Origin of the sequence: Pseudomonas sp. NFACC02 (assembly GCF_900110765.1) — a bacterium.
GTDB lineage: Bacteria > Pseudomonadota > Gammaproteobacteria > Pseudomonadales > Pseudomonadaceae > Aquipseudomonas.
The window spans coordinates 17,905-43,359 of the sequence record NZ_FOEO01000045.1; the positions used below are offsets into that span (position 1 = coordinate 17,905).

23 protein-coding genes are annotated in these 25,455 nt (G+C 59.6%); 7 read left to right on the forward strand and 16 right to left on the reverse strand.

The annotated features are described in order from the left end of the window. Positions 1-34: 34 nt before the first annotated feature. The 5 genes from BMY73_RS23815 to colR form a co-directional block, all read right to left on the reverse strand. Positions 35-262 carry a hypothetical protein gene (locus BMY73_RS23815; protein ID WP_062384070.1) on the reverse strand — a complete coding sequence of 76 codons (228 nt, stop codon included), beginning with the start codon at positions 260-262 and terminating at the stop codon, positions 35-37. Beyond that, complete coding sequence (locus BMY73_RS23820) at positions 259-978, reverse strand: lipopolysaccharide kinase InaA family protein (protein WP_062384073.1); 720 nt, start codon at positions 976-978, stop codon at positions 259-261. The genes BMY73_RS23815 and BMY73_RS23820 overlap by 4 nt, the downstream gene beginning before the upstream one ends. A gap of 4 nt (positions 979-982) precedes the next feature. Continuing rightward, positions 983-1,651, reverse strand: a complete 669-nt coding sequence (locus tag BMY73_RS23825; RefSeq protein WP_092410190.1) for a class I SAM-dependent methyltransferase — start codon at positions 1,649-1,651, stop codon at positions 983-985. 196 nt (positions 1,652-1,847) lie between these two features. Next, the gene (locus tag BMY73_RS23830) at positions 1,848-3,134 is read right to left on the reverse strand and encodes a sensor histidine kinase (RefSeq protein WP_062384081.1); all 1,287 of its coding nucleotides are present in this window, start codon (positions 3,132-3,134) and stop codon (positions 1,848-1,850) included. Continuing rightward, positions 3,124-3,807 carry a two-component system response regulator ColR gene (colR, locus tag BMY73_RS23835; RefSeq protein ID WP_062384084.1) on the reverse strand — a complete coding sequence of 228 codons (684 nt, stop codon included), beginning with the start codon at positions 3,805-3,807 and terminating at the stop codon, positions 3,124-3,126. The genes BMY73_RS23830 and colR overlap by 11 nt, the downstream gene beginning before the upstream one ends. Before the next feature lie 235 nt (positions 3,808-4,042). Here colR and BMY73_RS23840 point away from each other — a divergent pair, with 235 nt between their 5' ends. Then, positions 4,043-4,786 (forward strand): phosphatase PAP2 family protein, encoded by a 744-nt coding sequence (locus BMY73_RS23840; RefSeq protein WP_092410192.1) that lies wholly within the window; start codon positions 4,043-4,045, stop codon positions 4,784-4,786. 609 nt (positions 4,787-5,395) lie between these two features. On the opposite strand, the gene groL is transcribed toward BMY73_RS23840, so the two are convergent. The 5 genes from groL to BMY73_RS23870 all read right to left on the reverse strand — a co-directional run bounded on the left by groL (position 5,396) and on the right by BMY73_RS23870 (position 10,227). Continuing rightward, complete coding sequence (gene groL / locus BMY73_RS23850; RefSeq protein ID WP_062384140.1) at positions 5,396-7,039, reverse strand: chaperonin GroEL; 1,644 nt, start codon at positions 7,037-7,039, stop codon at positions 5,396-5,398. A 52-nt stretch (positions 7,040-7,091) separates the two neighbouring features. Further along, positions 7,092-7,385 (reverse strand): co-chaperone GroES, encoded by a 294-nt coding sequence (locus tag BMY73_RS23855; RefSeq protein WP_062384143.1) that lies wholly within the window; start codon positions 7,383-7,385, stop codon positions 7,092-7,094. A 253-nt stretch (positions 7,386-7,638) separates the two neighbouring features. Further along, positions 7,639-8,136, reverse strand: a complete 498-nt coding sequence (locus tag BMY73_RS23860) for an FxsA family protein (protein ID WP_062384147.1) — start codon at positions 8,134-8,136, stop codon at positions 7,639-7,641. A gap of 65 nt (positions 8,137-8,201) precedes the next feature. Then, on the reverse strand, positions 8,202-8,933 hold the full coding sequence (locus tag BMY73_RS23865; protein ID WP_062384150.1) for a HugZ family pyridoxamine 5'-phosphate oxidase: 732 nt from the start codon (positions 8,931-8,933) through the stop codon (positions 8,202-8,204). Positions 8,934-9,219: 286 nt separating this feature from the next. Beyond that, positions 9,220-10,227 (reverse strand): DUF481 domain-containing protein, encoded by a 1,008-nt coding sequence (locus BMY73_RS23870; protein WP_092410196.1) that lies wholly within the window; start codon positions 10,225-10,227, stop codon positions 9,220-9,222. Between the two features lie 159 nt (positions 10,228-10,386). Between BMY73_RS23870 and BMY73_RS23875 the strand changes: the two genes are divergently transcribed. Further along, positions 10,387-10,755, forward strand: a complete 369-nt coding sequence (locus tag BMY73_RS23875; protein WP_092410198.1) for an MGMT family protein — start codon at positions 10,387-10,389, stop codon at positions 10,753-10,755. 42 nt (positions 10,756-10,797) lie between these two features. Beyond that, a complete protein-coding gene (locus tag BMY73_RS23880; protein ID WP_092410200.1) occupies positions 10,798-12,357 on the forward strand; it encodes an AmpG family muropeptide MFS transporter in 1,560 nt (519 codons plus the stop codon). 194 nt (positions 12,358-12,551) lie between these two features. Here the strand turns inward: BMY73_RS23880 and BMY73_RS23885 are convergent, their stop codons facing one another. Then, a complete protein-coding gene (locus tag BMY73_RS23885; protein ID WP_092410212.1) occupies positions 12,552-13,406 on the reverse strand; it encodes a mechanosensitive ion channel family protein in 855 nt (284 codons plus the stop codon). Between the two features lie 140 nt (positions 13,407-13,546). Continuing rightward, positions 13,547-14,032 carry a YajQ family cyclic di-GMP-binding protein gene (locus tag BMY73_RS23890; RefSeq protein ID WP_062384157.1) on the reverse strand — a complete coding sequence of 162 codons (486 nt, stop codon included), beginning with the start codon at positions 14,030-14,032 and terminating at the stop codon, positions 13,547-13,549. Positions 14,033-14,204: 172 nt separating this feature from the next. On the opposite strand from BMY73_RS23890, the gene BMY73_RS23895 reads away from it, so the two are divergent. From BMY73_RS23895 to BMY73_RS23905, 3 genes are all read left to right on the forward strand, one after another. Then, positions 14,205-15,125 (forward strand): putative 2-dehydropantoate 2-reductase, encoded by a 921-nt coding sequence (locus tag BMY73_RS23895; RefSeq protein ID WP_092410202.1) that lies wholly within the window; start codon positions 14,205-14,207, stop codon positions 15,123-15,125. A gap of 114 nt (positions 15,126-15,239) precedes the next feature. Next, positions 15,240-17,288: a sensor histidine kinase gene (locus BMY73_RS23900; protein ID WP_092410204.1), complete on the forward strand. Its 2,049-nt coding sequence runs from the start codon at positions 15,240-15,242 to the stop codon at positions 17,286-17,288. A 4-nt stretch (positions 17,289-17,292) separates the two neighbouring features. Beyond that, positions 17,293-17,871 (forward strand): cob(I)yrinic acid a,c-diamide adenosyltransferase, encoded by a 579-nt coding sequence (locus tag BMY73_RS23905; protein WP_092410206.1) that lies wholly within the window; start codon positions 17,293-17,295, stop codon positions 17,869-17,871. A gap of 155 nt (positions 17,872-18,026) precedes the next feature. Here BMY73_RS23905 and BMY73_RS23910 read toward each other — a convergent pair whose 3' ends face one another. The 4 genes from BMY73_RS23910 to secA all read right to left on the reverse strand — a co-directional run bounded on the left by BMY73_RS23910 (position 18,027) and on the right by secA (position 23,842). After that, a complete protein-coding gene (locus BMY73_RS23910; protein ID WP_092410208.1) occupies positions 18,027-18,971 on the reverse strand; it encodes a Nudix family hydrolase in 945 nt (314 codons plus the stop codon). 2 nt (positions 18,972-18,973) lie between these two features. After that, entirely contained in the window at positions 18,974-19,600 is a 627-nt protein-coding gene (locus BMY73_RS23915) for a glutathione S-transferase family protein (protein WP_092410210.1), read from the reverse strand. Positions 19,601-19,747: 147 nt separating this feature from the next. After that, the gene (gene argJ / locus BMY73_RS23920; protein ID WP_062384174.1) at positions 19,748-20,965 is read right to left on the reverse strand and encodes a bifunctional glutamate N-acetyltransferase/amino-acid acetyltransferase ArgJ; all 1,218 of its coding nucleotides are present in this window, start codon (positions 20,963-20,965) and stop codon (positions 19,748-19,750) included. A gap of 126 nt (positions 20,966-21,091) precedes the next feature. Then, a complete protein-coding gene (gene secA, locus BMY73_RS23925; protein ID WP_062384177.1) occupies positions 21,092-23,842 on the reverse strand; it encodes a preprotein translocase subunit SecA in 2,751 nt (916 codons plus the stop codon). A gap of 318 nt (positions 23,843-24,160) precedes the next feature. On the opposite strand from secA, the gene BMY73_RS23930 reads away from it, so the two are divergent. After that, positions 24,161-24,619 (forward strand): DUF721 domain-containing protein, encoded by a 459-nt coding sequence (locus BMY73_RS23930; protein ID WP_062384179.1) that lies wholly within the window; start codon positions 24,161-24,163, stop codon positions 24,617-24,619. The last annotated feature ends 836 nt before the right edge of the window (positions 24,620-25,455 follow it).

The window sequence follows — 25,455 nt, forward strand, 5'->3', positions numbered from 1 at the left end:
CCCGATCAACGGGGCCTTCAGTCAGGTGGTTGTCTCAATGTTGTGGCCCCGATCCCTGGGCGAGGCCGAACATCAACAACAACAGGTCATGATCAGGTCGCACCGGCAGATCCGCCTTTGCCACCCGCGGCAAAGGGCAATGCCCTTCGCCATGGGCCGCGCTCAGTATCTGTGGCCTGGGTTGCTCCCAGGCGGCCATGGCAATGGAGGCAATGCCCAACGCCCCGACCAGAAACAAACCTCGCGCCATTTCTAACTTCATCGATCTAAACCTTTGATGGGGCTGCCAAACGCCGTCTCGTAAAAGTAGACGAGCTTCTTCCAGTCTGCTGGCTGGAACGACGAGTGGCGACGTAGCTGCTTCATATCGTGTTGAGCCGCGCCGTACGCGGTCAGGCGCTGGCGGCACTTCTCCAGGTCCAGCAAGGCCACTTCAGGCTTGGCGCTGGCGCCCTCGCCGACCACGCGTACAAAAACGTGTTTGATGTAGATGCAGCTGTGCTGCCAACGGCCCCTGTGCATACGGGCCAGATTTTCAGCCAGCGCCTTCAGCATCTGCTCGTAGACAGCTTCGCCATACTGCTCGCGGCCACCCGCTTTGAGCCAGTTTTCGAACTCTTCATAACCGTCCAGCGAAGCCGTGACCAACAGCGCACGCCACTCATTATTCTCGTCGCGCTCAGCACCACAGAACACCATGCGTGGGACGTTGACATTGAGCTGACGCAGGCCCTCCAGTGCGTCCCGCTCACGCAGGACCGTCGGACGACCAAACGGGTGCAGCCAACTGCGGTAGATGTGTCCAGTCTGGCGCTTTACATACAACAGACGACCGTTCTCCGACACGACGCGCTGTACGCCACTTTCCCCGCCGCGGCGCACATTGGGCTCTTCAACCCACTCACCACGGGTGTTCCAGAAATAGGCAAAACGGTCCTTGGCGGGAACGCTCGACTCTGCTGCAAAATCCACGGCCATCCTGTTACCTCTTACGTAATAGATACACACGCCACATGGCGTATAGCGGCAGGAAGCCCAATCGCTCCTGGATGCGAAATCCTGCCTGTTCAAATTCGGCTTCTACTGTGGCCACCGGTAACACAAAGCGGTTCTGGTAACCCTCTTGATGACGTTTACTCTCCGCGCGTTTGCGTTTCCATGCCTTGAAATTGCCGTCGACCCACAGCGAAATTATGACGCTGTCACGGGTCACACGATGAAACTCCTTCAGCAACACCGCCCTGTCCTGCGCCTTTCCCACATGGTGCAGGAGGCGCATGCAAAAAATGCTGTCCACCGCGTTGTCCGGCATGTCGATGGCGAATGCAGACGTCTGCAAGGGCCGTACCCTACTCACCACCTCGGCTGGCTGAGACTCACACGCCGTGGCCACCATGGCCGCAGAATTGTCGGCGCCAATGATGACGCGATTGGCCTTCTCTGCCAGCAACGGCCAGAACCGGCCCGCGCCGCATGGCAGATCGAGCACCAGTCCAGGCTCACCCGCCAAGGCCAGCGCGCGTCTGGCCAATTGCTTGTCGCGACGATCAGACAACCGTCTTGCCAATCCGTCCTTGTGCTTGCGTAAATATTTTCTCGCGTGCTCTTCGTCGTATTTGCGCGAAAAATCCAGCTCGATCCGTTTGCTCATGGCCGTATCTCCTGAAGTGATACGGCCAAACTAGGTAGATTCGCGTGACCGTCAGGTCATGCAATTGTGAAAAAAACGTGCGTTGGCGGGCGCAAATGTTACGAGGTTTTTCCAGAAGATAGGGCTAGCATAGAGCCATTATCTGCATGATCGCAGCAACATTTACATTCCCCATACAAATCTGTGCATCCAGGCTTCAGGCGGTGCCGGCCGCTGTTCTGAGGTCGACGGTGAACCGGCAGCCGTTTGGCTCCATCGTGTCCAGGGTCACGGCCCAGCCCTGGTTTTCGCAAATGCGTTGCACCAACGACAGGCCCAGTCCCAGCCCTTCGCCCCGTTGCTCGCTACCCCGTACGAAGGGCTGGAACATCGCCTCCCGCTTCTCCTCAGGTATGCCGACGCCCGAGTCTTCAACGGTGAAGCCATGGGGCAGCAGCGTGAGCCGGATAAACCCCTGATCGGTGTAGTGAAGGGCATTACGCAACAGGTTGCCCATCACGGCGTACAGAAAGGTCGCATTGTAAGTGGCTTGCGAAGCGTTATCAGGGTGATATTCCAACTGCAGACCTTTGGCTTCGATAGGCTCACGCCAAAGCGTCAAAAGTTGTTGTGCCGCTGCTTGCAACGACAGTTGCGGATTCATGCCCGCATCGTCCCGTTGAGTGCGTGCCAACATCAGGAACGTCTGCACCAGGTCACGCATCTCCTCGCACGCCCGCCCTACCCGTTCGACCTGAGCACGGGCGCGCTGGTCCAGCGCAGGGTTCTCCAACAGCAGCTCACAGGAGCTTGCCAGCACCATCAATGGTGTCCGCAGCTCGTGGCTCACGTCGCTGGTAAACATGCGCTCTCGGGTCAAGGCGTCGCGCAAGCGCCCCAGCGTCGCGTCGAATGCCACCGCCAGTTCACCCACTTCATCCGCGGCGTAATCCGGCGCAAGCGGTGGTGCGAGCCCCAGTAACTGATCGCGATGACGCACCTGACGGGCCAGCCGAACCACCGGCGCCATGACCCGGCGAGCCAGCACCCATCCCAGGAAAACCGCCAACGCCAGCGCCAACACGAAACCGACCAGCACCACGGCAAAGAGTACGCGCTCGCGCTCTTCAAAATCGCTTTGATCCTGCAACAGGACATAGCGACGGCCATCGACCACTTCCACCATGGCGTGATAGGACAACGGGCCGCGAAACACCTCGTGAAAACCGGGCTCCAGATGGCGAAGGTCCTTGGGCAACTCAAAGTCACCAGGCCCGCCGCTGAAATAGAACAGTTGATCCGGCTCCGGGCGATGGCTCCAGTCTTCCACACTGTCCATGAGCAACAGGCGCGTCAGGTCACCGCCCAACCCGGAAGAGATCAGCTTTTCTTCGACCAGGTGCACCGTCGCAACGATGCCCATGGCAAACGATCCCGCAACCAGCGCACTCATCAACGCAAAGGCAATGATGATCCGCTGCGCAAGGCTCTGCTTAAACTCCATCGCGGCCCTCGGCCAGGCGGTACCCGACACCGTGCACGGTTTGCAGCAGAGGCTTGGCGAAGGGTTTGTCGATCACCTGACGTAACTGGTGAACGTGGCTGCGCAGACTGTCGCTGTCCGGACAGTCGTCGCCCCACAGCGCTTCTTCCAGCACTTCGCGGCGCAGCACATGAGGGCTTTTCTGCATTAACACCGCCAGCAGTTTCAGGCCGACGGGGTTGAGTTTGAGCAGCCGCCCCTCGCGCGTCACCTCCAGGGTGTCCAGGTCATAAACCAGTTCGGCCACCTGCAACGTACGCCGACCGCCGCCCTGCGCACGACGCAGCACTGCCTCTATGCGCGCAGCCAGTTCCGACAGCGCGAACGGTTTGAGCAGGTAGTCGTCAGCCCCCGAGCGAAAGCCCTGCAGGCGGTCGTCAAGCTGGTCACGGGCGGTCAACATGATCACGGGCGTGTCGCGACGGGCGTCCTCACGCAGACGTTTGCACAGCGTGTAGCCATCGATGCCCGGCAGCATGATGTCGAGCACGATCAAGTCGTAATGTTCGGTCGCGGCCAGGTGCAGACCGGAAAGCCCATCCTGCGCGCAATCAACGGTGTAGCCCTTCAAACCCAGGTAGTCGGCCAGGTTCGCCAGGATATCGCGGTTGTCTTCAACCAGCAGAATTCTCATGGGCGCGTGTCTCCCTCGATGGATGTCGGCATGACCTGGCGCGCAACCGTACGGCGGACTCATTCAGGTCAGAGTTGGCGGCAGCTTACGGCCAAGCGCGCCAGAGGGCCAGCCTCGCGGTGCATAACGTTTTTTTCACTCCCGGTTCACAGCTGGGCGACAGGCCTTGGTCCAGACTGCCGACTGCTCTCGGCCTGCCTTGCGCGCTCCTTCTCGCCACAACACGGGATTCACCATGTCTGAAGTCTTCGAACGGCCCGCTTCACGCCCGATCAACCTGTGGGTTTATCTCGGCATTCCAGCGGTGACCGCCATTGTCTTGCTGTTACTGGAACTGACGTCGCTGGACATGGATATCGCCAAGCTGGCCTACGACCCGTCTGCTGGCGGCTTCATCGGTAAACACAGTTATTTCCTGGAGAACGTACTGCATGACCGAGCCAAACAGGTGGTCATCGCACTGGGCGTGCTGTCCTTCGCGGGCTTTATCGCCTCGTTCTTTATAGAGAAGCTCAAGCCCTGGAAACGTGAACTGGGTTGCATGGTGCTGTCGATGGCATTGTCGACCAGTTTCGTGACGCCAATGAAAGCCGTCACGGCGGTCCAGTGCCCTTGGAGCCTGACGGAGTTTGGTGGCCAGGAGCAGTACAGCGAGCTGCTGAGCCCTCGCCCTCAGACGGACAAACCGGGCCGTTGCTGGCCAGGCGGCCATGCGGCGACCGGCTTTACGCTGTTCGCGCTGTTCTTCGTGTTTCGTGACCGCAAGCCGCGCATGGCCAGGGCGGGCCTGATCTTCGCGTTCGGCCTCGGGACGGTGTTTTCGGTGGGGCGGATGTTGCAGGGGGCGCATTTTTTCTCGCACAACATCTGGACGGCGGTGTTCTGTTGGCTGATTTGTCTGGGGGCCTATTACGCTGTGCTTTATCGGCCGGTGCGTAAGAAGGACAAGGTGTTGGCCGGTGAGCCGGTGTCGGGCTAGCGCTTGCTTGCTTGTTTGCTGATACCGCTGCTTGATTTGCATGAACATGCGGTATGTGCGGTGGCGCTGAGATTTTTCGGTTTGCATGATCGTTCCCACGCTCCGCGTGGGAATGCCTGCCAGGACGCTCCGCGTCCACGTTGACGCAGAGCGTCAGTCGCTGCGTTACCACGCGGAGCGTGGGAACGATCAACAGTCCCTGTCGCCCACGCTGCACTCTCAGCTGTAGGAGCGTGGCTTGTCCCGCGATCTGCCGCGCAGCGGTAGCAAAACCAGACGACTCGATTCTGCCTGACACCCTGCATGTGCAGGTTTCGCTGCCGGTTCCCGGCAGATCGCGGGACAAGCCACGCTCCTACAGGAACTGCGTCAGCCTGATAGCTCTGTCTGTGCCGTTGCCGTTGATCTTCGTACAGAGAACGCCTGGACACCACAAAACGCGACTTGGGTCCAGGCCAAACGCAGATGACGCGCAGTGGGTCGAGCGGCATGGATGCCGCGAGACCGCCGTCAGGACAGGGATGTCCGTATCCCAAACCCAGACAGCGCCCATAAAAAAACCCCGCCGAAGCGGGGTTTTTCATGCAGCTAGAAGCGGGTAAGGCCGACTTACATCATGCCGCCCATGCCACCCATGCCGCCCATGTCTGGCATGCCGCCAGCCGCAGGCTTGTCTTCTGCCACGTCAGCGATCATCGCTTCGGTGGTGATCATCAGACTGGCAATGGAGGACGCCGCCTGCAGAGCAGAACGGGTCACTTTAGCCGGGTCCAGAATACCCATTTCGATCATGTCGCCGTACTCGCCGGACGCAGCGTTGTAACCGAAGTTACCCGAACCCTGCTTGACCTTGTCGACCACAACGCTTGGCTCGTCACCGGAGTTGGCCACGATCTGACGCAGTGGAGCTTCAACAGCGCGACGCAGCAGAGCGATACCGACGTTTTGATCGGCGTTGTCGCCTTTCAGCTCGGAGATAGCCTGCAGGGAGCGAACCAGTGCCACGCCACCGCCAGGTACCACGCCTTCTTCAACGGCTGCACGGGTCGCGTGCAGGGCGTCTTCAACGCGGGCCTTCTTCTCTTTCATTTCAACTTCGGAACCGGCACCGACCTTGATCACGGCAACGCCGCCCGACAGTTTGGCCAGACGCTCTTGCAGCTTCTCTTTGTCGTAGTCCGACGAAGTGTCACCGATTTGCTGACGGATCTGAGCGATACGCGCGTCGATGTCGGTTTTAACGCCGGCACCGTCGATGATGGTGGTGTTTTCTTTGTTCAGCACAACGCGCTTGGCGTTACCCAGGTGCTCCAGGGTAGTGCTTTCCAGGCTCAGACCGATCTCTTCGGAGATAACGGTACCGCCGGTCAGGACAGCGATATCCTGCAGCATGGCCTTGCGACGGTCGCCGAAGCCTGGCGCCTTGACGGCTGCGACTTTGACGATGCCACGCATGTTGTTCACAACCAGCGTCGCCAGGGCTTCGCCTTCAACGTCTTCGGCAACGATCAGCAGCGGACGACCGGCTTTGGCAACGGCTTCCAGGACTGGCAGCATTTCGCGGATGTTGGAGATCTTCTTGTCAACCAGCAGCAGCAGCGGGCTGTCCAGCTCGGCAACCATGGTGTCCGGCTTGTTGATGAAGTACGGAGACAGGTAGCCACGGTCAAATTGCATGCCTTCTACGACCGACAGCTCGTTTTCCAGACCCGAACCTTCTTCAACGGTGATAACGCCGTCTTTGGTCACTTTTTCCATTGCTTCGGCAATGATGTCGCCGATGGAGCTGTCGGAGTTGGCGGAGATGGTACCCACCTGGGCAATGGCCTTGGTGTCGGTGCAAGGCTTGGACAGCGACTTCAGCTGGGCAACGATGGCGATGGTCGCCTTGTCGATGCCGCGCTTCAGGTCCATCGGGTTCATGCCGGCAGCGACGGCTTTCAGGCCTTCGTTGACGATGGCTTGAGCCAGAACGGTCGCGGTGGTGGTACCGTCGCCAGCGTCGTCGTTCGCACGGGAGGCAACGTCTTTAACCAGCTGCGCGCCCATGTTTTCGAAGCGGTCTTTCAGTTCGATTTCTTTGGCAACCGACACACCGTCTTTGGTGATCAGCGGAGCGCCGAAGCTTTTCTCGATGATGACGTTACGGCCTTTCGGGCCCAGGGTCGCTTTTACTGCGTCAGCCAGGACGTTCACACCGGCGAGCATTTTCTTACGGCCAACGTCGCCGAACTTAACTTCTTTAGCAGCCATGATCGATATTCCTTAAATACTTTGTAGTAACGGGAAAATGCGGGGTATCAACTCAGCCTTCGACGACCGCGAGAATCTCGTTCTCGCTCATCACCAGCAGGTCTTCGCCGTCTACTTTCACAGTGTTGCTGCCGGAGTAAGGGCCGAACACCACTTTGTCACCCACTTTCACGGCCAGTGCGCGTACTTCACCGTTGTCCAGGATGCGACCGGCACCGACAGCGATGATTTCACCACGGTTTGGTTTTTCAGCAGCCGAACCAGGCAGCACGATACCGCCAGCAGTTTTGGTTTCTTCTTCGCTGCGACGGATTACGACGCGGTCATGCAGAGGACGAAGCTTCATTGTCGATCTCCTAATTATGGTTTTTGAACGCCCGGTGTTGACACCGGCGGGTTTAAACATCCGGGCTTGCCGGTTACGGTTCGCGAGCGAACCGCAGAATACGGTCTGACGAAATGCGCCAGAAACCTTGCGGTGACCCATACATAAGGGCGGGCAAGCTGATTACAAGGCTCACCGAAGAAATTTTTTAAGAGAATCGAGGTCGCGTTAACGAACACGGCACCCGAAGGTGCCGTATGGATGAAACAGTCGATTACTTTTTATCGAGTGGTTCGAACTCACCCTCGATCACTTCACCTTCGATGACCTCAGGTGGGCGGGAACCAGGGCGGTGGGCGCCCGGATTCGTCGACCCCGCCGAACGCAGGTCATCGGCAAACGCTCGCTGACGGCTGGCCGATGCTTCTGCGCGCTGACGCACCTTGTCCACCAGCACCCGACGGGTAAACGGCAACAGGCAGATCAGGCCCAACACGTCGCTGATGAAGCCGGGCAACACCAGCAGGCCACCACCGACGGTCATCATCAGCCCGTCCATCATCTGCTGGGCAGGCAACTCGCCACGCGCCAGACTCTCACGGGCACTCATGGCGGTCGCGAGACCTGCAACACGGACCACAAAGACGCCGAGCATCGAGCCCGCGACCACCAGCAGGAACGTCGCCAGGAAGCCGATGGACATTCCGACTTTCACCAGCACGAACAGCTCGAGCACTGGAAAAAGCAATAAAAGCAGTAAGAAAGCGCGCATCAAATCAGTTCCTCAACGGAAGGAGTCTTCCAGTAGACCCTACGTGATGTCGCAAGGTTGTAAATTCAAGCCTCAGCGGCTTCCGCGGTCGGCCATTTTTCTGCGTGAGCCAGCTGAACCAAGGCTTGGCGGACTTGTGTCGGCGTATTACAAGGCTCAGCGAACGCCAGCCAGTACAGCCCCTGCCCGATGCGCAAATGCATGCCTTCGCTGTCGATGCCGACCAATGTCGCCGGTTCGGTCTTCGGCAAGCCGGCCAGTTCGACATAGTGCGCGATGGCCTTGGCATGGTCCTCGTTCATGTGTTCGACCATGCTGGTTTCGGCAGCACCCGCAAACGGATTGGGGAGCGCGACGTCGTCAAGCCAGTGAATCGCGCCAAACCCGCCGATGTAGCGGTAGCGCACCGGCGCCAGGACCCAGAAATCAAAATCGTGAGCGCTGTGATAGCTCTGCGACTCGGGGAAGTAGCGGTAATAACGCTGTGCCGCAGCCTCGACAGCCGCCTCATCCGTGACCTTGTGCGCTTCGGCCATGACCGTAACGCGGCCCACCGACTGAACGTCCTCGGCATCGCGCTCGCCCACCAGCATCGAACACTTTGGGTCGCGCTGCAGGTTGTGGGTGTGCTGGGCGATACGGCTGATCAGAATCAGCGGCCGTCCCTGATCGTCCAGGCAGTACGGCACCACGGAGCCAAAGGGAAACCCCGGCATCGACTTGGAATGGGTCGACAGCACACCGCGATATTCCTTGAGCAGCAGGGCTCGGGCTTGCCGGTTGGCATTGGCGCTCATGGTGTGGCTCCTCAAAGAAAACGCGATCTGTACAGACAAAAAAGACCCACCTTGGCGGGCATCGGGAACAAGATAATCGTTATCGTTGGCGGGTGCCAGATTGAGAGGCGGTGACGATTTTACGTGGGTTTTCGCGTAAAAAACTGATTGACTCCCGCGATCGGCGGGGAACCCATCGCGAAATCGGTGAGTGCGGTGCCACTGTCACACCGCATTTACCAAATGTACGACTGCTGCGCAGCCGATCGCGGGACAAGCCACGCTCCTACATTGAAAACGTGTCGTTTTACCAGGCGACACCGAAACCGGCGGTGTAACGGGTCTTGTCCAGATCGCCATCGTCAGAACCGCTGATGACGTTCTTCTCGGCCTTGAGGTTGAGCGATGCCCACTCGGTGACCTTGTAACGCAGACCGATTTCCGTATCCAGGCTGTAATCCGCCACGCCGCTGATGGGCTTGCCGAGTTCGCCGTTGGTGAAGAACTCTACCTTCTTGCCGATCAGGTAGCGGTTGTAGTCCCACGTACCGGAAATCGAGTAGAAGTTGTCTTTCTCATTATTGGAATATTCGAAGTCAGTGCGGTTAAGCAGTGTACCGACCTTGAAAGCGCCCAATTCGTCGTCCCAGAACTGATAACCCGGACCGGTACCGACCGTGCGCTGACGGCGCAAATCTTCGACGTTGTCATGCTTGTAGGTGAACCGGCCATCCCAGAACCACTTGTCAGTAATGAAGCGGTCGATGGAATACTCGGCTTGCCAGTTGTCGATGGTGGTGTCTTCGTCCTGCGTCTCGCGGTTGTACTCACCCTCGGCGTTGTGACGCCACTTGCCATGGGTGGCCGAGGTCTTGAACGCGATGTTGTAGTCATCGGTGTCTTTGTCGGCTCGCTGGAAGTCCAGGGCGGCATCGATATTGCCCTTCCAGACCAGATCGGTGACGACCGGCTTGGGCTTCATGATCTGCTGGATGCTCGCCAGATCGACGGTCTTCGGTGCGTCGCCGTTGGCCAGCGTCACCTTGCCATCGTCGGCGGGCTGCAGCGATTTGGAAATCTCGCCGTTGTAGGCGTCTTGCTTGACCAGCAGATGCTGATCGCTTTCCAGTGTCTTGACTTCCTTCCAGTCCAAAGGAATGTCGCCTGCGTATTTGGTATTGAGCAGTAACTTCCCGCCGTCGAAGACTTTGATGGTCCCGGTCAGCTTGTCACCGTTCTTCAACCAGACGGTGTCGGCGAGCAAAGGAGTGGAAGCACTGGTAATGGCAAGGCACAGCAGGGTTCTGGACAACATAAGCAACGACAACGCTCTGGTTTGCGGAAAACGGGCATTATCCTGTCGGATAACGTCGAGGCAATCCAAGGACCGCCGACACAGGTATCACTGACCGTAGGAAGTTTCCCTAGTTCCTTATCGAAAATTCCCGCCGGTCCAACAAACAGGAACGAATGCGTGATCGAACACTCTCTGGCACCGGACGACCCCACCGGGCTTTCTCCCTCAGAGGCACGGCGCACGGCGCTTTACCTGACATTGCATCAAGTGCCTGAAGGCAAAGTGGTCAGTTATGGTCAATTGGCTGAACTGGCGGGTTTAGGACGAGCGGCACGCTTTGTAGGCAGGACCTTGAGCCAGTTGCCCGACGGCAGCACGCTGCCCTGGCACAGGGTACTCGGCGCCGGCGGAAAGCTGAGCCTTGCGGCGGGAACCGTGTCGGGTGAAGAACAAAGGGCCCGATTGCGCGCCGAAGGGGTGACCATCCGTAACAATCGTGTGGATATGACGCGTCATGGCTGGCGCCCGACAGAGCACAACGGTTAGAGTGCGCGCTTTGTTTACGTAACCTGAGGCAGATTCCAGCCCATGCCCCGCAAAACCTGGCGCGCCGCGCTCGCCGCATATGCCAGCCCCTCCACGTTAGTGCTGTTGTTGCTCGGCTTCGCTGCGGGCATGCCTTATATGTTGGTGTTTTCCACGCTGTCGGTCTGGCTTCGTGAAGCCGGTGTCGCACGGGAAACCATCGGCTATGCCAGCCTGATCGGCCTCGCCTATGCCTTTAAATGGGTATGGTCGCCGTTGCTCGATCAATGGCGCCTGCCGCTACTTGGAAAACTGGGACGGCGGCGTTCCTGGCTGGTGCTGTCTCAGACGCTGGTGACACTCGGGCTGATCGGCATGGGCTTCTGCGACCCGCAGCAGCATTTGTCGTGGCTGATTGCAATTGCGGTGGTGGTGGCCTTCTCGTCCGCCACCCAGGACATCGCCATCGACGCCTACCGCCTCGAGATTGCCTCCGACAGCCAGCAGGCCACGCTCGCCGCCAGCTACATGGCGGGTTACCGCGTTGCCGCCCTGCTCGCCACCGCCGGTGCCCTGTATTTCGCCGAAGGCTTCGGCTCCACGGGCTTCGCCTATAAACACTCGGCCTGGACCGGCACCTACGTGCTGTTCGGTCTGTTGATGCTTCCTGCGCTGATCACCACGCTGATCATGCGCGAACCCGCCGTGCCGCTGCGTACGCAGCTCTCGGCGGCACGCTACGGCTTCGTTCATCAACTCGCCTCGGTGTTCGTGCTGATCATCCTGCTGGTGTCGGTGCCGGCGATGTTCACCCAGCTGTACAACACCGATTTCGCCAGCGTGCTGTTCGAAGGCACCACCTGGAAAAGTCTGCTGATGGAAGACCGTGCTTTCCTGCGCGCCATTCTCTACACGCTGCTCACCGCCGCCTGCCTGTCGTCCATGGGCCGTCGTGGCCTGGCACCGGTCCTGACGCCGATCAACGACTTCATCCTGCGGTATCGCTGGCAGGCCTTTCTGCTGCTGGGGCTGATCGCCACCTATCGCATGTCCGATACGGTCATGGGCGTAATGGCCAACGTGTTCTACATCGATCAGGGCTTTACCAAAGATCAGATCGCCAGTGTGAGCAAGCTCTTCGGCCTGGTAATGACACTGGTCGGTGCGGCGTTCGGCGGTCTGGCCATTGTCCGCTTCGGCATCCTGCCCATCTTGTTCATCGGGGGCGCGACGTCAGCGGCGACCAACCTGTTGTTCCTGATGCTGGCCGACATGGGCCCGAATCTTAAGATGCTGATCGTCACGATCTCGCTGGATAACTTCAGCTCGGGCCTGGCGACCTCGGCATTTGTCGCCTACCTGTCCAGCCTGACCAACCTCAAGTTCTCGGCCACACAGTACGCGTTGCTGAGTTCGATCATGCTGCTGTTACCGCGCCTGATCGGCGGGTACTCAGGGGTGATGGTGGAGAAACTCGGTTACCACAACTTCTTTCTCGCGACCGCGCTGATGGGCGTACCCACCCTGTTCATGATCGCCCTGCACTGGGTGCAGGAAGCGCGCAAGGAGAAGCGCGACGAGCAACAGCCCCCCGTTGAAACGCAAGTGAGCGAACAGCCGTAACTTCGTGATTCGCTGACCCATTGCAGGAGCGGCGATGGCGGTGTGTCAGGCGATGCCCGTGATTCAGGTGTACCGCAATCGTCGGATGCGGCCCAGACCAAGCCCGCTCCTGTAATGACTCTTGCTGTCCCGACACCCAACAAAAAGCCCCGGACTGTGACGAGCCGGGGCTTTTGTCGTTTCAGCAGCCTTGATCAGCGCTGTGTAACGGGCTCCTGGTGCTCCTGCACGACGCGCACCACGCGCTGTGGGAACGGGATGTCGATGTTCGCAGCGCGCAGGCGATCGCGGATCTCGGCATTGAAGCGGTTGGACACCTCACCGAAGTCCCCGGTCTTGGTCCAGACCCGCAATGACACCGTGATTGAACTGTCGCCCAATGCGGCCACCACGGCCTGCGGCGCCGGGTCTTGCAGCACACGGGGATCGTCGGCCATGTCCATCAACACTTGCAGCGCCTGCTTGAGGTCCGCGTCGTAATCGATGCCCACATCAAAGGTGATCTTGCGGGTCGGCTGACGGTTGGTGTTGGTGATGATGCCGTTGGACAGGTTGCCATTGGGCAGGATCACCGTTTTGTTGTCGCCGGTGCGAATGATCGTGTGGAAGATCTGAATACTGTCCACGGTGCCCGACACGCCTTGCGCTTCGATCCAGTCACCGATGCGAAACGGGCGAAACAGCAGAATCAGCACGCCACCCGCGAAGTTCGCCAGGCTGCCCTGCAACGCCAGACCGATGGCCAGGCCGGCCGCACCGATGGCTGCAACGAACGACGTGGTCTCGACGCCAATCATCGATGCGACGCTGACGATCAGCAGAATCTTCAGAATGATGTTGGCCAGACTGCTGATGAAGCCTTGCAGCGCCAAGTCAACGTGACGGAGCGCCAACAGTGCGCCCACCTTGCTGGTCAGTTTATTGATCAGCCACCAGCCCACCAGCAACACCACGAGTGCCAACAGGACTTTGCTGCCGTACTGCATGACCATGGGAAGCCAGGCCTGGGAAGCCTTGACCAGGTGATCGACCTGGCCGTTCAAATCCAAATCCATTCATTTCTCCTCGCGGTCGCGAAAACGGAAGACTGAAACGACAGCGCTTTACCGCGCCGTCGTTTCAGCGGGACCTGCACTCGGACGCGCACAACCCCTTCGGGTTCCCCACGCAGAGGCAAATCAGGACGCGATCAGTCGCGGAAATTGTTGAATTGCAGCGGCATGCCGAACTCTTTGGCACGCAGGGCCGCAATGGCTTCCTGCAGGTCATCACGCTTCTTGCCGGTCACACGCACCTGCTCACCCTGGATGGCGGCCTGAACCTTGAGCTTGGCGTCTTTGATATGAGCGACGATCTTCTTCGCCAGCTCCTTGTCGATCCCTTCTTTGAGGATCGCTTCCTGCTTCATCACTTTGCCAGACGGATAGGCATCCTTCACCTCCAGGCACTGCACGTCGATCTTGCGCTTGATCAGCGCCAGCTTGAGGATCTCGATCATCGCTTCGAGCTGGAACTCGGCTTCGGCGGTCAGGTTGACGGTGAGTTCCTTTTCCTTGAACTCGAAGCTGCCTTTGCCTTTGAGGTCGTAGCGGCGGTCCAGCTCCTTGATCGCGTTGTCGACGGCATTCGTGACTTCGTGTTTATCCAGTTCGGACACTACGTCGAACGAGGGCATGTAGATTCTCCAATTGATACGGCGCGGCTCGACATGGAAATGGAGCACGCCTGACTTGACGGTATGAAAGCCCGCTCATTATAACGAGACTTTTCCCCCATTCATGTGAGCCTGCGGTGTCGATTTTGTTTTCCCTCTTACCCATGCTCACCGACCTGCGGCGCGACGTCTCTTGAATACAACCCTTTGGCACATCCTTGGCGCCGGGAGCCTGGGCAGTTTGTGGGCGACAAGGCTCGCGCGCGCGGGGCTGCCGGTGCGGCTGATCCTGCGTGATGCCACGCGCCTCGGTGCGTATGCAAGCAAGGGCGGCCTGACGCTCAATGAGCAAGGACAACACCTGACGCTGGATATCCCGGCACAGACCGTCGACGACGATGAGCCGATCCAGCGTCTGCTGGTGGCCTGCAAGGCGTACGATGCCGAACGCGCCGTGAAGAGCATTGCGCCGCGACTCAAAGCTGGCGCCGAGCTTCTGCTGCTGCAAAACGGGCTCGGCAGCCAGGACGCTGTCGCCGGGCTTGTCCCGCACGTGCGGTGCATATTCGTTTCCAGCACCGAAGGGGCGTTTCGGGATGCAGACTTCAGCGTGGTGTTCGCCGGGAAGGGCTTCAATTGGCTCGGCGATACGCAGAACGGCGCCGCCCCCCACTGGCTCGATGAACTGAGCCTTGCAGGCATTCCACACCAATGGTCTTCGGACATTCTCGACCGGCTGTGGCGCAAGCTCGCGCTGAACTGCGCGATCAATCCGCTGACGGTGCTGCACGAATGCCGCAACGGTGACCTGCTGCAGCACCGCGAAGAAGTCGACGCGTTGTGCGACGAACTGGTTCAGGTGCTGAAAACCTGCGGCCAGCCAGAGGCCGCGATCGGATTACACGCTGAAGTGAAACGGGTCATCCAGGCCACGGCCGCCAACTACTCGTCGATGTATCAGGATGTCGCGCAAGGTCGACGAACAGAAATCAGCTATTTGCTCGGTCACGTCTGCAACGTCGCCCGACAACACAAGTGCCACGCGCCCGGCCTGAACCGGATACGCGAACAATTGATCGATCATCTGCACGCCCGGGGCCTACCGGGCTACTAGCAGCGGATACCGGACTGCAACCGGGAGCGCGTCAAACCATTTCAAAGGTTCGGGTTTGCGCAGGGCCCGAACAGCGCTAACCTGCCTGTTCCTCATTCGCCAGTGACTTTGACAATGCCATTGCGCCAGCGCCTCGAAAACCTGCCGGTCGGCCAGAAGCTGTTGGCTGCGCTGCTGGTCCTGTTGACCACCGTTCTGCTGGTCGCCAACCTGACGTTCATCAGCGCCGCCTATTACATTTCTCAGGAAGCCATGGCGCCTCAGGCGTTGCAGACCATTGGCCGACTGATCAGCAACCCTGGCCTGTCCGAGCAGGCCTTGTCGTCACCTTACAACGCTCAGGCGCTGCTCAAGGAGCTGAAAAATTACACCCCGTTGCGTGCCGCTGCCGTGTACGACACCAACGGCAATCGGCTGGCCCAGGTTCAACAAGGCGACAAGCTCCGGTTGCCGGACCATTACCGCAATCTTGAAAGTTGGCGCATCACCGAGTTTCGCAACACCCAGGTCATTCCCGTCTCCAAACCGGGGCAGGCGCCCGGCCATCTGTTGCTGGTCGCCAGCAGCGAACTGCCGACCGCCTTCTACACCGGCACGCTGACCGCCAGTCTCGGCATTCTGATCTTCAGCGTGCTGCTGTGGGCAGGCGTGGCGAGGCAGATCCGGCGGTTCATCACCGAGCCGATCTATCAGTTGGAACAGCTTTCGCGCCGGGTGACCCGGGAAGAGAACTACGCCCTGCGCGCCGGCACCGGTAATCGCGACGAAATCGGCTCGCTGGCTGAAGCGTTCAATACCATGCTGTCGCGAATAGAAGCCCGCGAGCAGCAACTCAAGCGCGCGCGCGACGAGTCTCAGGAAGCTTACGATCAGGCGCAGGGGCTCGCCGAAGAAACCCGCCACACCAACCGCAAGCTGGAGCTGGAAGTCCAGGTGCGAAGCAAGATCGAGAAAAAGCTCACCGGCTTTCAGAACTACCTCAACAGCATCATCGACTCTATGCCCTCGGCCCTGATTGCGCTGGATGAACAGCTCTACGTCACGCAATGGAATCAGGAAGCCGGCGCCCTCTCCGGCACGCCGCTGGACGAAGCGCTGAACCAGCCGATTTTCCTCGCGTTCCCGCCGATGAAGGCGTTTCTGCCGCAGATCAAACAGACCGTCGAACGCCACACCGTGACCAAGATCGAGCGGGTGACGTGGGTCAAGGGGGACGTCAGCCGGCATTACGCGCTGACGTTTTACCCACTGACCGGCGGCGCCGGTCGCGGCGTGGTGATCCGGATCGACGACATTACCCAGCGCCTGTCGCTGGAAGACATGATGGTGCAATCGGAGAAAATGCTCTCGGTGGGCGGACTCGCGGCGGGCATGGCCCACGAAATCAACAACCCGCTGGGCGCGATCATGCACAACGTGCAGAACATTCGACGTCGCCTGTCGCCCGACCTTCCGAAGAACCTGGAACAAGCCCAGCAGGAAGGCGTGGAACTGAGCGCGGTGAACCAGTACCTCAGCGCGCGAGAAGTGCCGCAGTTACTCGACGGCATCCAACAGGCCGGCGCGCGTGCGGCCAAAATCGTCAGCCACATGCTCAGCTTCAGCCGCCGCAGTAACCGGCAGATGGCGCCTTGCGATCTGCCCGCACTGATCGATCAGGCCGTGGAAATCGCCAGCAACGACTTCGACCTGACCATCGGTTTCGACTTCAAGGGTCAAAACATCATTCGTGAGTTCGACCCCAGGCTGGGCCCTGTACCGGGCACCGCCAACGAGCTGGAACAAGTCCTGCTCAACCTGCTCAAGAATGCCGCGCAGGCCATTCACCAACGCGAAAACGAAACCGAGCCGGGGCGCATCATTCTGCGCACCCGTCTGAATCCGCCATGGGCGGAAATCCAGGTTGAGGACAACGGTATCGGGATGTCCGAAGCCGTGCGCAAACGCACCTTCGAGCCGTTCTTCACGACCAAGGAGATCGGTCAGGGCACCGGGCTCGGCCTGTCGGTCTCGTATTTCATCATCACCAACAATCACAAGGGCCAGATGGAGGTGCACTCCACCCTCGGCCAGGGCACCTGCTTCACGTTGCGTCTGCCATTGGCGGGCAACCCGATGAACGTGCCTGCCCCACAGATCATTGGTCAGAACGACCGGGAGTAGAACCATGGGATTTCGCTTGTCGAAGATTTACACGCGCACGGGCGATACGGGTGAAACCGGCCTGGGTGACGGGCGCCGGGTACCGAAAGACCATCCAAGGGTCGAAGCCATCGGTGAAGTCGATACCTTGAACAGCCAGTTGGGCCTGTTGCTGGCGGGACTTGCAGGACTCGTCGGTGCGGTGCCCGCGTTCCAGGAAATCATCGACGTGCTGGCGCCGTGTCAGCACCGATTGTTCGATCTGGGTGGCGAACTGGCGATGCCGGAGTATCGGGCGTTGAACCCAGCGGAAATCGAGCGGCTGGAAACGGCTATCGATCGCTGGAACGAAGAACTCGGGCCACTTGAGAACTTCATCCTGCCGGGCGGCTCGACACTGATCGCCCAGGCCCATGTCTGTCGCAGCCTGGCGCGCACGGCCGAACGGCGCTGCCAGCACCTGAACGCCGTGGAACCGCTGGCGGGTGTGGGGCTGGCGTACATCAATCGGTTGTCGGATTTGCTGTTCGTCGCGGCCCGCCTGATCGCCCGCCGGGAAGGTGTTGCGGAGATTTTGTGGGAGCCGGCGAAGAAGCCTGAGTAATCACAACAACTGTAGGAGCGTGGCTTGTCCCGCGATCTGCCGGGAACCGGCAGCCATCCGGTAAACGCGGTGTGTCCGGCGGACCGAGTTTGCCGGGTTTGCGGCGGGTTCCCCCCCGATCGCGGGACAAGCCACGCTCCTACAGGTGGTTCATGTCAGTTATCGGGCCAGAACGCCCGGATTCCAGCCACGCCTTGCGCGCCGTTTTCCCACGCCTGCTGACGCTCCGTCGGCCCGACGCCACCCAACAGATACACCGGTTTGCTGAAGCCTTCGATCAGCTCGCGCGCTTTTTCCCAACCCAGCGGGTGCGCATCGGGATGAGTCTGGGTCGGCTGGACCGGGGACAGTGTGACGAAATCCACGCCCATCTGCTCAGCCAGCGACAACTCCTCAGCGTTATGGCATGACGCAGCCAACCAGCGCTCTTCAGGGAACGGACGGCCCTTGCTGGCGTATTTACGCAGTTGCTCGCTGGTCAGGTGCCAGCCGGCAGCCGGGAAATCGCCCAGCCACTCCAGCGGCCCTTTGAGCATCAACTGCGCCTTTCCCGCACAAAGCCCGACCGCGTCTACCGCCACATCACGGTATTTCGGGTCATAGCCATTCGGGGCGCGCAACTGGATCAGCTTGATGCCGCCTGCAATCGCCTTCTGAATCCCCTGCAACAACGCCGGGGTTTCGAGGGCATCCGGCGTGATCAGGTATTCGCCCGGCAACCGCGCCGCCGCGACGATCGGCTGATTGGCCGCAGGGAACTCATAGCTGGCCAACTCGCGGTTCGACACCCAGGCCAACGGCTGACCTTCAGCGCCATGGGGCTCGCCGGTAAACGAGGAGACTTCCCAGACGTCCAGCAATACCTGTTTGTCCGGGTAGTCGTGCTTGATCTTGATCAGCGGCCGCGCCGCCACGACAGCGATGCCCAGTTCTTCTTTCAACTCACGGGCCAGGGCCGCCTGGACAGTTTCGTCAGGCTCGACCTTGCCACCGGGAAACTCCCACAAACCGCCCTGGTGCTGTTTGTCAGCGCGTCGGGCAATGAGAATCTTGCCGTCGGAGCCACGAATGACCGCGGCGGCGACATGGATTCGTTTCACGTTCAGCCTTCCTCTAAACCTGCCTGCTCCCAGCGTTGGAACGCAGGCCATTGGTAAATCGTTTCGACATAGGCAGCTGCGTCGGCGGGCAACTCGACGCGATAGGTGCGCAGGCGCACGGCGACCGGTGCAAAGAATGCATCGACGATGCCTGGCTTGCCGAACAGGAACGGACCACCGTCCTTCGACGCCGTACGGCACTCGGCCCACAGTTCGATAACGCGTTCGATGTCGGCCTGCGCCTCCACCGGAATCACCTCCAGCGCTTCATCACGACGCAGGTCCATGGGCAGATTCGACCGCAAGCCCATGAAACCGCTGTGCATTTGTGCGCACGCCGAACGCGCCTGTGCTCGGGCAGCGGTGTCCGCTGGCCAGACGTTGGCCTTGGGAAACAGCTCGGCCAGGTATTCGCAGATCGCCAGCGAATCGACAATGGTGCCGTGGTCGCACTTGAGCGCAGGGACTTTGCCGCTGGACGAGTGCTCGCGGATCAGCCGGTCGGTGTCGGCCTGGTTCAGGCGGATGACCTGATCGGTGAAGGGCGCACCGATCATTTCCAGCACCAGCCAAGGCCGCATGGACCAGGAAGAATAACGTTTGTCGCCGATGATCAGGTGCAGGCTCATGGTCTGGCTCCGTTGAAAAACGCATGACTTCATAAAACCTGTAGGAGTGCGCTTGCCCGCAATCACATCATGTCAAACGACAATGTTCGATACACGACGTTATCGCGGGCACATGTGCTCCTACCCGATGACGAAATCCCACCTGAATCAGGTGCGGTATTCCGCGTTGATCTTCACGTACTCGTGGGACAGGTCAGTGGTCCAGATCGTCTCGCTGCAGTCACCGCGACCCAGCTCGATACGGATGGTGATTTCTTCCTCAGCCATCACCGCCGAGCCCTGCGCTTCGGTGTAGGTCGACGCGCGCGCGCCTTTGCTGGCGATACAGACGCCACTCAGGAAAACGTCGATCTTGCTCACGTCGAGGTCCGGTACGCCGGCACGGCCGACAGCGGCCAGGATACGGCCCCAGTTCGGATCGGAGGCGAACAGCGCAGTCTTGATCAAAGGCGAGTGGGCGACGGTATAGCCGACATCCAGGCATTCCTGATGATTGCCACCACCGTTGACTTCAACGGTCACGAACTTGGTGGCCCCTTCGCCGTCACGCACGATGGCCTGAGCCACGTCCATGCACACGTCGAACACGGCTTTTTTCAGCGCATCGAACAGCGGGCCGCGGGCTTCGGTCACTTCCGGCAGGTTGGCCTGACCGGTCGCGATCAACATGCAGCAGTCGTTGGTCGAGGTGTCGCCGTCAATGGTAATGCGGTTGAATGACTTGTTCGCGCCATCACGGATGAGGTCTTGCAGCACGCTCTGGGACACCTTGGCGTCGGTAGCGATGTAACCCAGCATGGTCGCCATGTTGGGACGAATCATGCCGGCGCCTTTGCTGATGCCGGTCACCGTGACGGTCACGCCATCGATCTGGAACTGCCGGCTCGCGCCTTTTGGCAACGTGTCGGTGGTCATGATGCCGGTGGCCGCAGCCGCCCAGTTATCCACGGACAGGTCGTCCAGGGCGGCTTGCAGCGCGCCCTCGATCTTTTCCACAGGCAGCGGCTCACCGATCACACCCGTGGAGAACGGCAGCACGGCGCTGGCGTCGACGCCCGTTAGCTCGGCCAGCCTGGCCGTGGTGCGCTCTGCAGCGGCCAGCCCCGGCTCACCGGTGCCTGCGTTTGCGTTGCCGGTGTTGGTCAGCAGGTAACGCACGGTGCCCTGCACACGCTGTTTGGAAAGAATCACCGGCGCCGCGCAGAATGCGTTCAGGGTGAACACGCCCGCGACGCTGGAGCCTTCGGCGCAGCGCATGACGACCACATCCTTGCGCCCAGGGCGCTTGATGCCGGCAGAGGCGATACCCAGTTCAAAACCCGGAACCGGGTGCAGAGTCGGCAGAGGACCAAGACCAACAGCCATGAAATGCGCTCCTTGAGAGATATCACGCCGCCCGGATCACCGGCACGGCTCGATCAATTGAAAAACGCCGCGACGGCTGGGCCGGTCGCGGCGTGGTAGTACGGTACAGCCCCTGTCGGCCTTTACTTAATTGATCTGGCCGTGACAGTGTTTGAATTTCTTGCCCGAGCCACACCAGCAAAGCTCATTACGGCCCAGCTTCTGGTCGTTGCGCACCGGCGACATCGCCGTGGCGGCCGCGACTGCAACGTCCTCGCCCTCTTCAGCCAGCGCGTCCGGATGCTCAAGACCCGGCGCCTCAGCGTGCTGGAACTGCATGCGCTGAGCCAGCTCTTCGGCTTCGCGACGCAGACGCGCTTCTTCTTCGGCAGGGTCTTCGCGGCGAACCTGAACGTGCGAAAGCACACGGATAGTGTCGCGCTTGATCGAATCCAGCAGTTCCTGGAACAGGGTGAAGGACTCGCGCTTGTATTCCTGCTTCGGGTTCTTCTGAGCGTAGCCGCGCAGGTGAATACCGTGACGCAGGTGGTCCATGGTCGACAGGTGGTCTTTCCACAGATCGTCCAGAACACGCAGCAGAATCTGCTTCTCGAAGGTGCGCAATGCTTCGGCGCTGGCCTGGTCTTCCTTCTCGTTGTAAGCCGCCATGATGGCTTCCAACAGCTTCGGACGCAGGTTTTCCGCATGCAGGTGATCGTCTTCGTCCAGCCATTGCTGGATCGGCAGCTTCACGCTGAAGTCGCTGTTCAGTGCCGCTTCCAGACCGGCCACATCCCACTGCTCTGGCAGCGATTGTGGAGGAATATGTGCATTGATCGTGGCGTCGAGGACTTCTTCGCGGAACTCGGCAATGGTGTCACCAATGTTGGTCGCAGCCAGCAGGCTGTTACGCATGTGGTAGATCACTTTACGCTGTTCGTTGGAAACGTCGTCGAACTCGAGCAACTGCTTGCGAATGTCGAAGTTACGGCCTTCAACCTTGCGCTGCGCCTTCTCGATCGCGTTGGTCACCATGCGGTGTTCGATCGCTTCGCCGGACTGCATGCCCAGTGCCTTCATGAAGTTCTTCACCCGGTCAGAGGCGAAGATGCGCATCAGGCTGTCTTCCAGCGACAGATAGAAACGGCTGGAACCGGTGTCGCCCTGACGGCCGGCGCGACCGCGCAGCTGGTTATCGATACGACGCGATTCATGACGCTCGGACGCGATGACGTGCAGACCACCCGCCTCGATCACTTGCTGATGGCGCTTCTGCCAGTCGGCCTTGATCTGTGCGATCTGCTCCGGGGTCGGGTCTTCGAGGCTTGCGACTTCGACTTCCCAGTTACCGCCCAACAGGATGTCGGTACCACGACCCGCCATGTTGGTGGCGATGGTCAAGGCGCCCGGACGACCCGCTTGCGCGATGATCTCGGCTTCTTTCTCGTGGAACTTGGCGTTCAGAACCTTGTGGTCAATGCCTTCCTTGCGCAGCAGATTGGACATGTGCTCGGAAGTTTCGATGGTCGCGGTACCGACCAGCACCGGACGCTGCTCGGCCAGACAGGCCTTGATGTCGGTGATGATTGCCGCGTACTTCTCCTCGGCAGTCAGGTACACCAGGTCATTGAAGTCTTTACGCGCCAACGGTTTGTTCGGCGGAATGACCATCACGGCCAGCGAGTAGATCTGGTGGAATTCGAACGCTTCGGTGTCTGCAGTACCGGTCATGCCGGACAACTTGTTGTACAGACGGAAGTAGTTCTGGAACGTGGTCGAGGCCAGGGTCTGGCTCTCGGCCTGAATGTTCAGGTGCTCTTTTGCTTCGATCGCCTGGTGCAGGCCTTCGGACAGGCGACGACCCGGCATGGTACGACCGGTGTGCTCGTCGACCAGCAGAATATTGCCGTCCTGAACGATGTACTCAACGTTGCGATGGAACAGCTTGTGCGCACGCAGACCGGCGTAGACGTGGGTCAGCAGGCCAAGGTTATGCGCGGAATACAGGCTCTCGCCTTCCGCCAGCAAGCCGACTTCGGTGAGCATCTCTTCGATGAACTGGTGACCGGACTCGTTCAGCTCCACCTGCCGCGATTTCTCGTCGATGGTGTAGTGGCCCTGTTTGGTGACCACACCTTCCACTTCCTCGATGTGCTGCTCGAGTCTTGGGATCAGCTTGTTGATTTCGGTGTAGAGCTTGGAGCTGTCTTCAGCCTGACCCGAGATGATCAGCGGCGTACGCGCTTCATCGATGAGGATGGAGTCCACTTCGTCGATGACCGCGAAATTCAGCTCGCGCTGGAATTTATCTTCCAGGCTGAACGCCATGTTGTCGCGCAGGTAGTCGAAACCGAACTCGTTGTTGGTGCCGTAGGTGATGTCCGAGTTATACGCAGCGCGCTTCTCTTCCGGCGGCTGGAAGGGCGTGACAACGCCGACGCTCAGACCGAGGAATTCATACAGCGGACGCATCCAGTTGGCGTCACGACGGGCCAGGTAGTCGTTCACCGTGACCACGTGCACGCCCTTGCCGGACAAAGCGTTGAGGTACACCGCCAGAGTCGCTACCAGGGTCTTGCCTTCACCGGTACGCATCTCGGCGATCATGCCTTCGTGCAGCGTCATGCCGCCGATCAACTGAACGTCGAAGTGACGCATCCCCATGATGCGCTTGCCCGCTTCACGGCAAACCGCGAACGCTTCAGGCAGGAGCTGATCGAGGGTCTCACCTTTGGCTATGCGGGCCTTGAACTCTTCGGTTTTGGCACGCAGTTGCTCGTCCGAAAGGGCCACCATTTGCTCTTCGAAGCTGTTGACGATCTGGACCGTCTTGAGCATGCGCTTCACTTCGCGCTCGTTTTTGCTTCCGAAAAGTTTTTTTAACAAAGGTGCAAACATATCGACAGGATCTTCCACACATAGGGATGGAGGGCGGCCCCGTGAGTCGCCCGTGCAGCCCTCATGGCCGCATGCGAACGAGCATTCTACCCGGAAATGGTGGTGAGGAAAGTGGCGTTATTCCACGATGCTGGCACAGCAATGTTACGGGGCAGATGTACAATAGGGGCATTTCCCGGGACTTCAACCCATCGCGGGGAGAAGTTTTATTAATGTTTTTTCATGAACCGGACGTTGGCACGCTCCAGATCGGGTTGCCTGCCGGACCCACTCACGCTTTCTGGTACTATCCCGCGCTTGTAAGAAAAGGTACCTTTCGTGGCATTTCGTCCTCTACCGGCTCGCTCACCGGCTGTTCTTCTGCGCGAAGCCAGGCCGCTTAAAGCCATTTTCAATCATGCCCAGCGACTGGCGCATTTACAGCGCCTGCTGGAAAGCCAGTTGCAACCCGCAGCGCGCGAGCACTGCCATGTGGCCTCGTGGCGTGAGGGTACTCTTCTATTGATTGTCACCGACGGGCACTGGGCGACGCGTCTGCGTTATCAGCAGAAGCGGTTGCAGCGGCAATTGGTGGCGTTCAAAGAATTCGCCAACCTTACCCGACTGCAACTCAAGGTACAGCCTGCAACGGTGCACCGGGGTGCCGTTGGTCATTCCAGGGATTTGTCGACCGCGGCGGCTGAGTCGATCAGTTCGACGGCTGAGGGGATCAGTGATCCCAAGCTCCGTGCGGCGCTGGAGCGGCTGGCGGCGCATGGGAAGCCTAAGGAAGCCTAAGGAAGCGTGACGGACACGCTCGGCTTTGGGTGCATATCCGTTAGCTCGGGTGGTGCTGATATGGGTTCCGCTCTTACAGCGGGTCACTTTTTCCAAGAGCCGAAATGTCGGACCACGAAAAAGTAACCAAAAAGGCCCTGCTCCTGGCTTGGCCCTCCTTCGTCGGATACCCGCACCCAAGTCGCGATGTGTGTCGTCTGGACTGTTGCGTACAAAAGCAATGCGGGCTGGAGCTAACGCTCATCGCTTTCTTGGTTCGTGCATCCATTTCCCGCACCTCTCTCTTGTAGGAGCGTGGCTTGTCCCGCGATCTGCCGGGAACCGGCAGCAATACCTGTGCATGCGGGGTGTCAGGCACAATTGAGTCGCCTGATTTTGCTACCGCTGCGCGGTAGATCGCGGGACAAGCCACGCTCCTACAGGGACTGTGTCAGCCTGATAGATCTGCTTTTGATTTTGCTTTTCGACATCGATATTCCGGACACCGCAAATCGCGACTTGGGTGCAGGCCAAGCGCAGACGACGCGCAGTGGGCCGAGCGGCATGGATGCCGCGAGAGCGCTGCCAGGACATGGATGTCCGTTCAGCGCGGGCCCACGGAGCGTCGTCGGAGTGCGGGTACCCGACGCAGGAGGGCCAAGCCAGGAGCAGGGCCTTTTTGGTTACTTTTTCGGCTCTTGGAAAAAGTGACCCGCTGTAAGAGCGGAACCCTAAGTCGCCGTTACCAAAAAAACGGATATACACACCCTCTCAACGTAAAAAACAGAGTCCATAAAAAAGGCCACCCGAAGGTGGCCTTAAATATGAAACTGAGAAGAAGAGACTGTTACACCGCC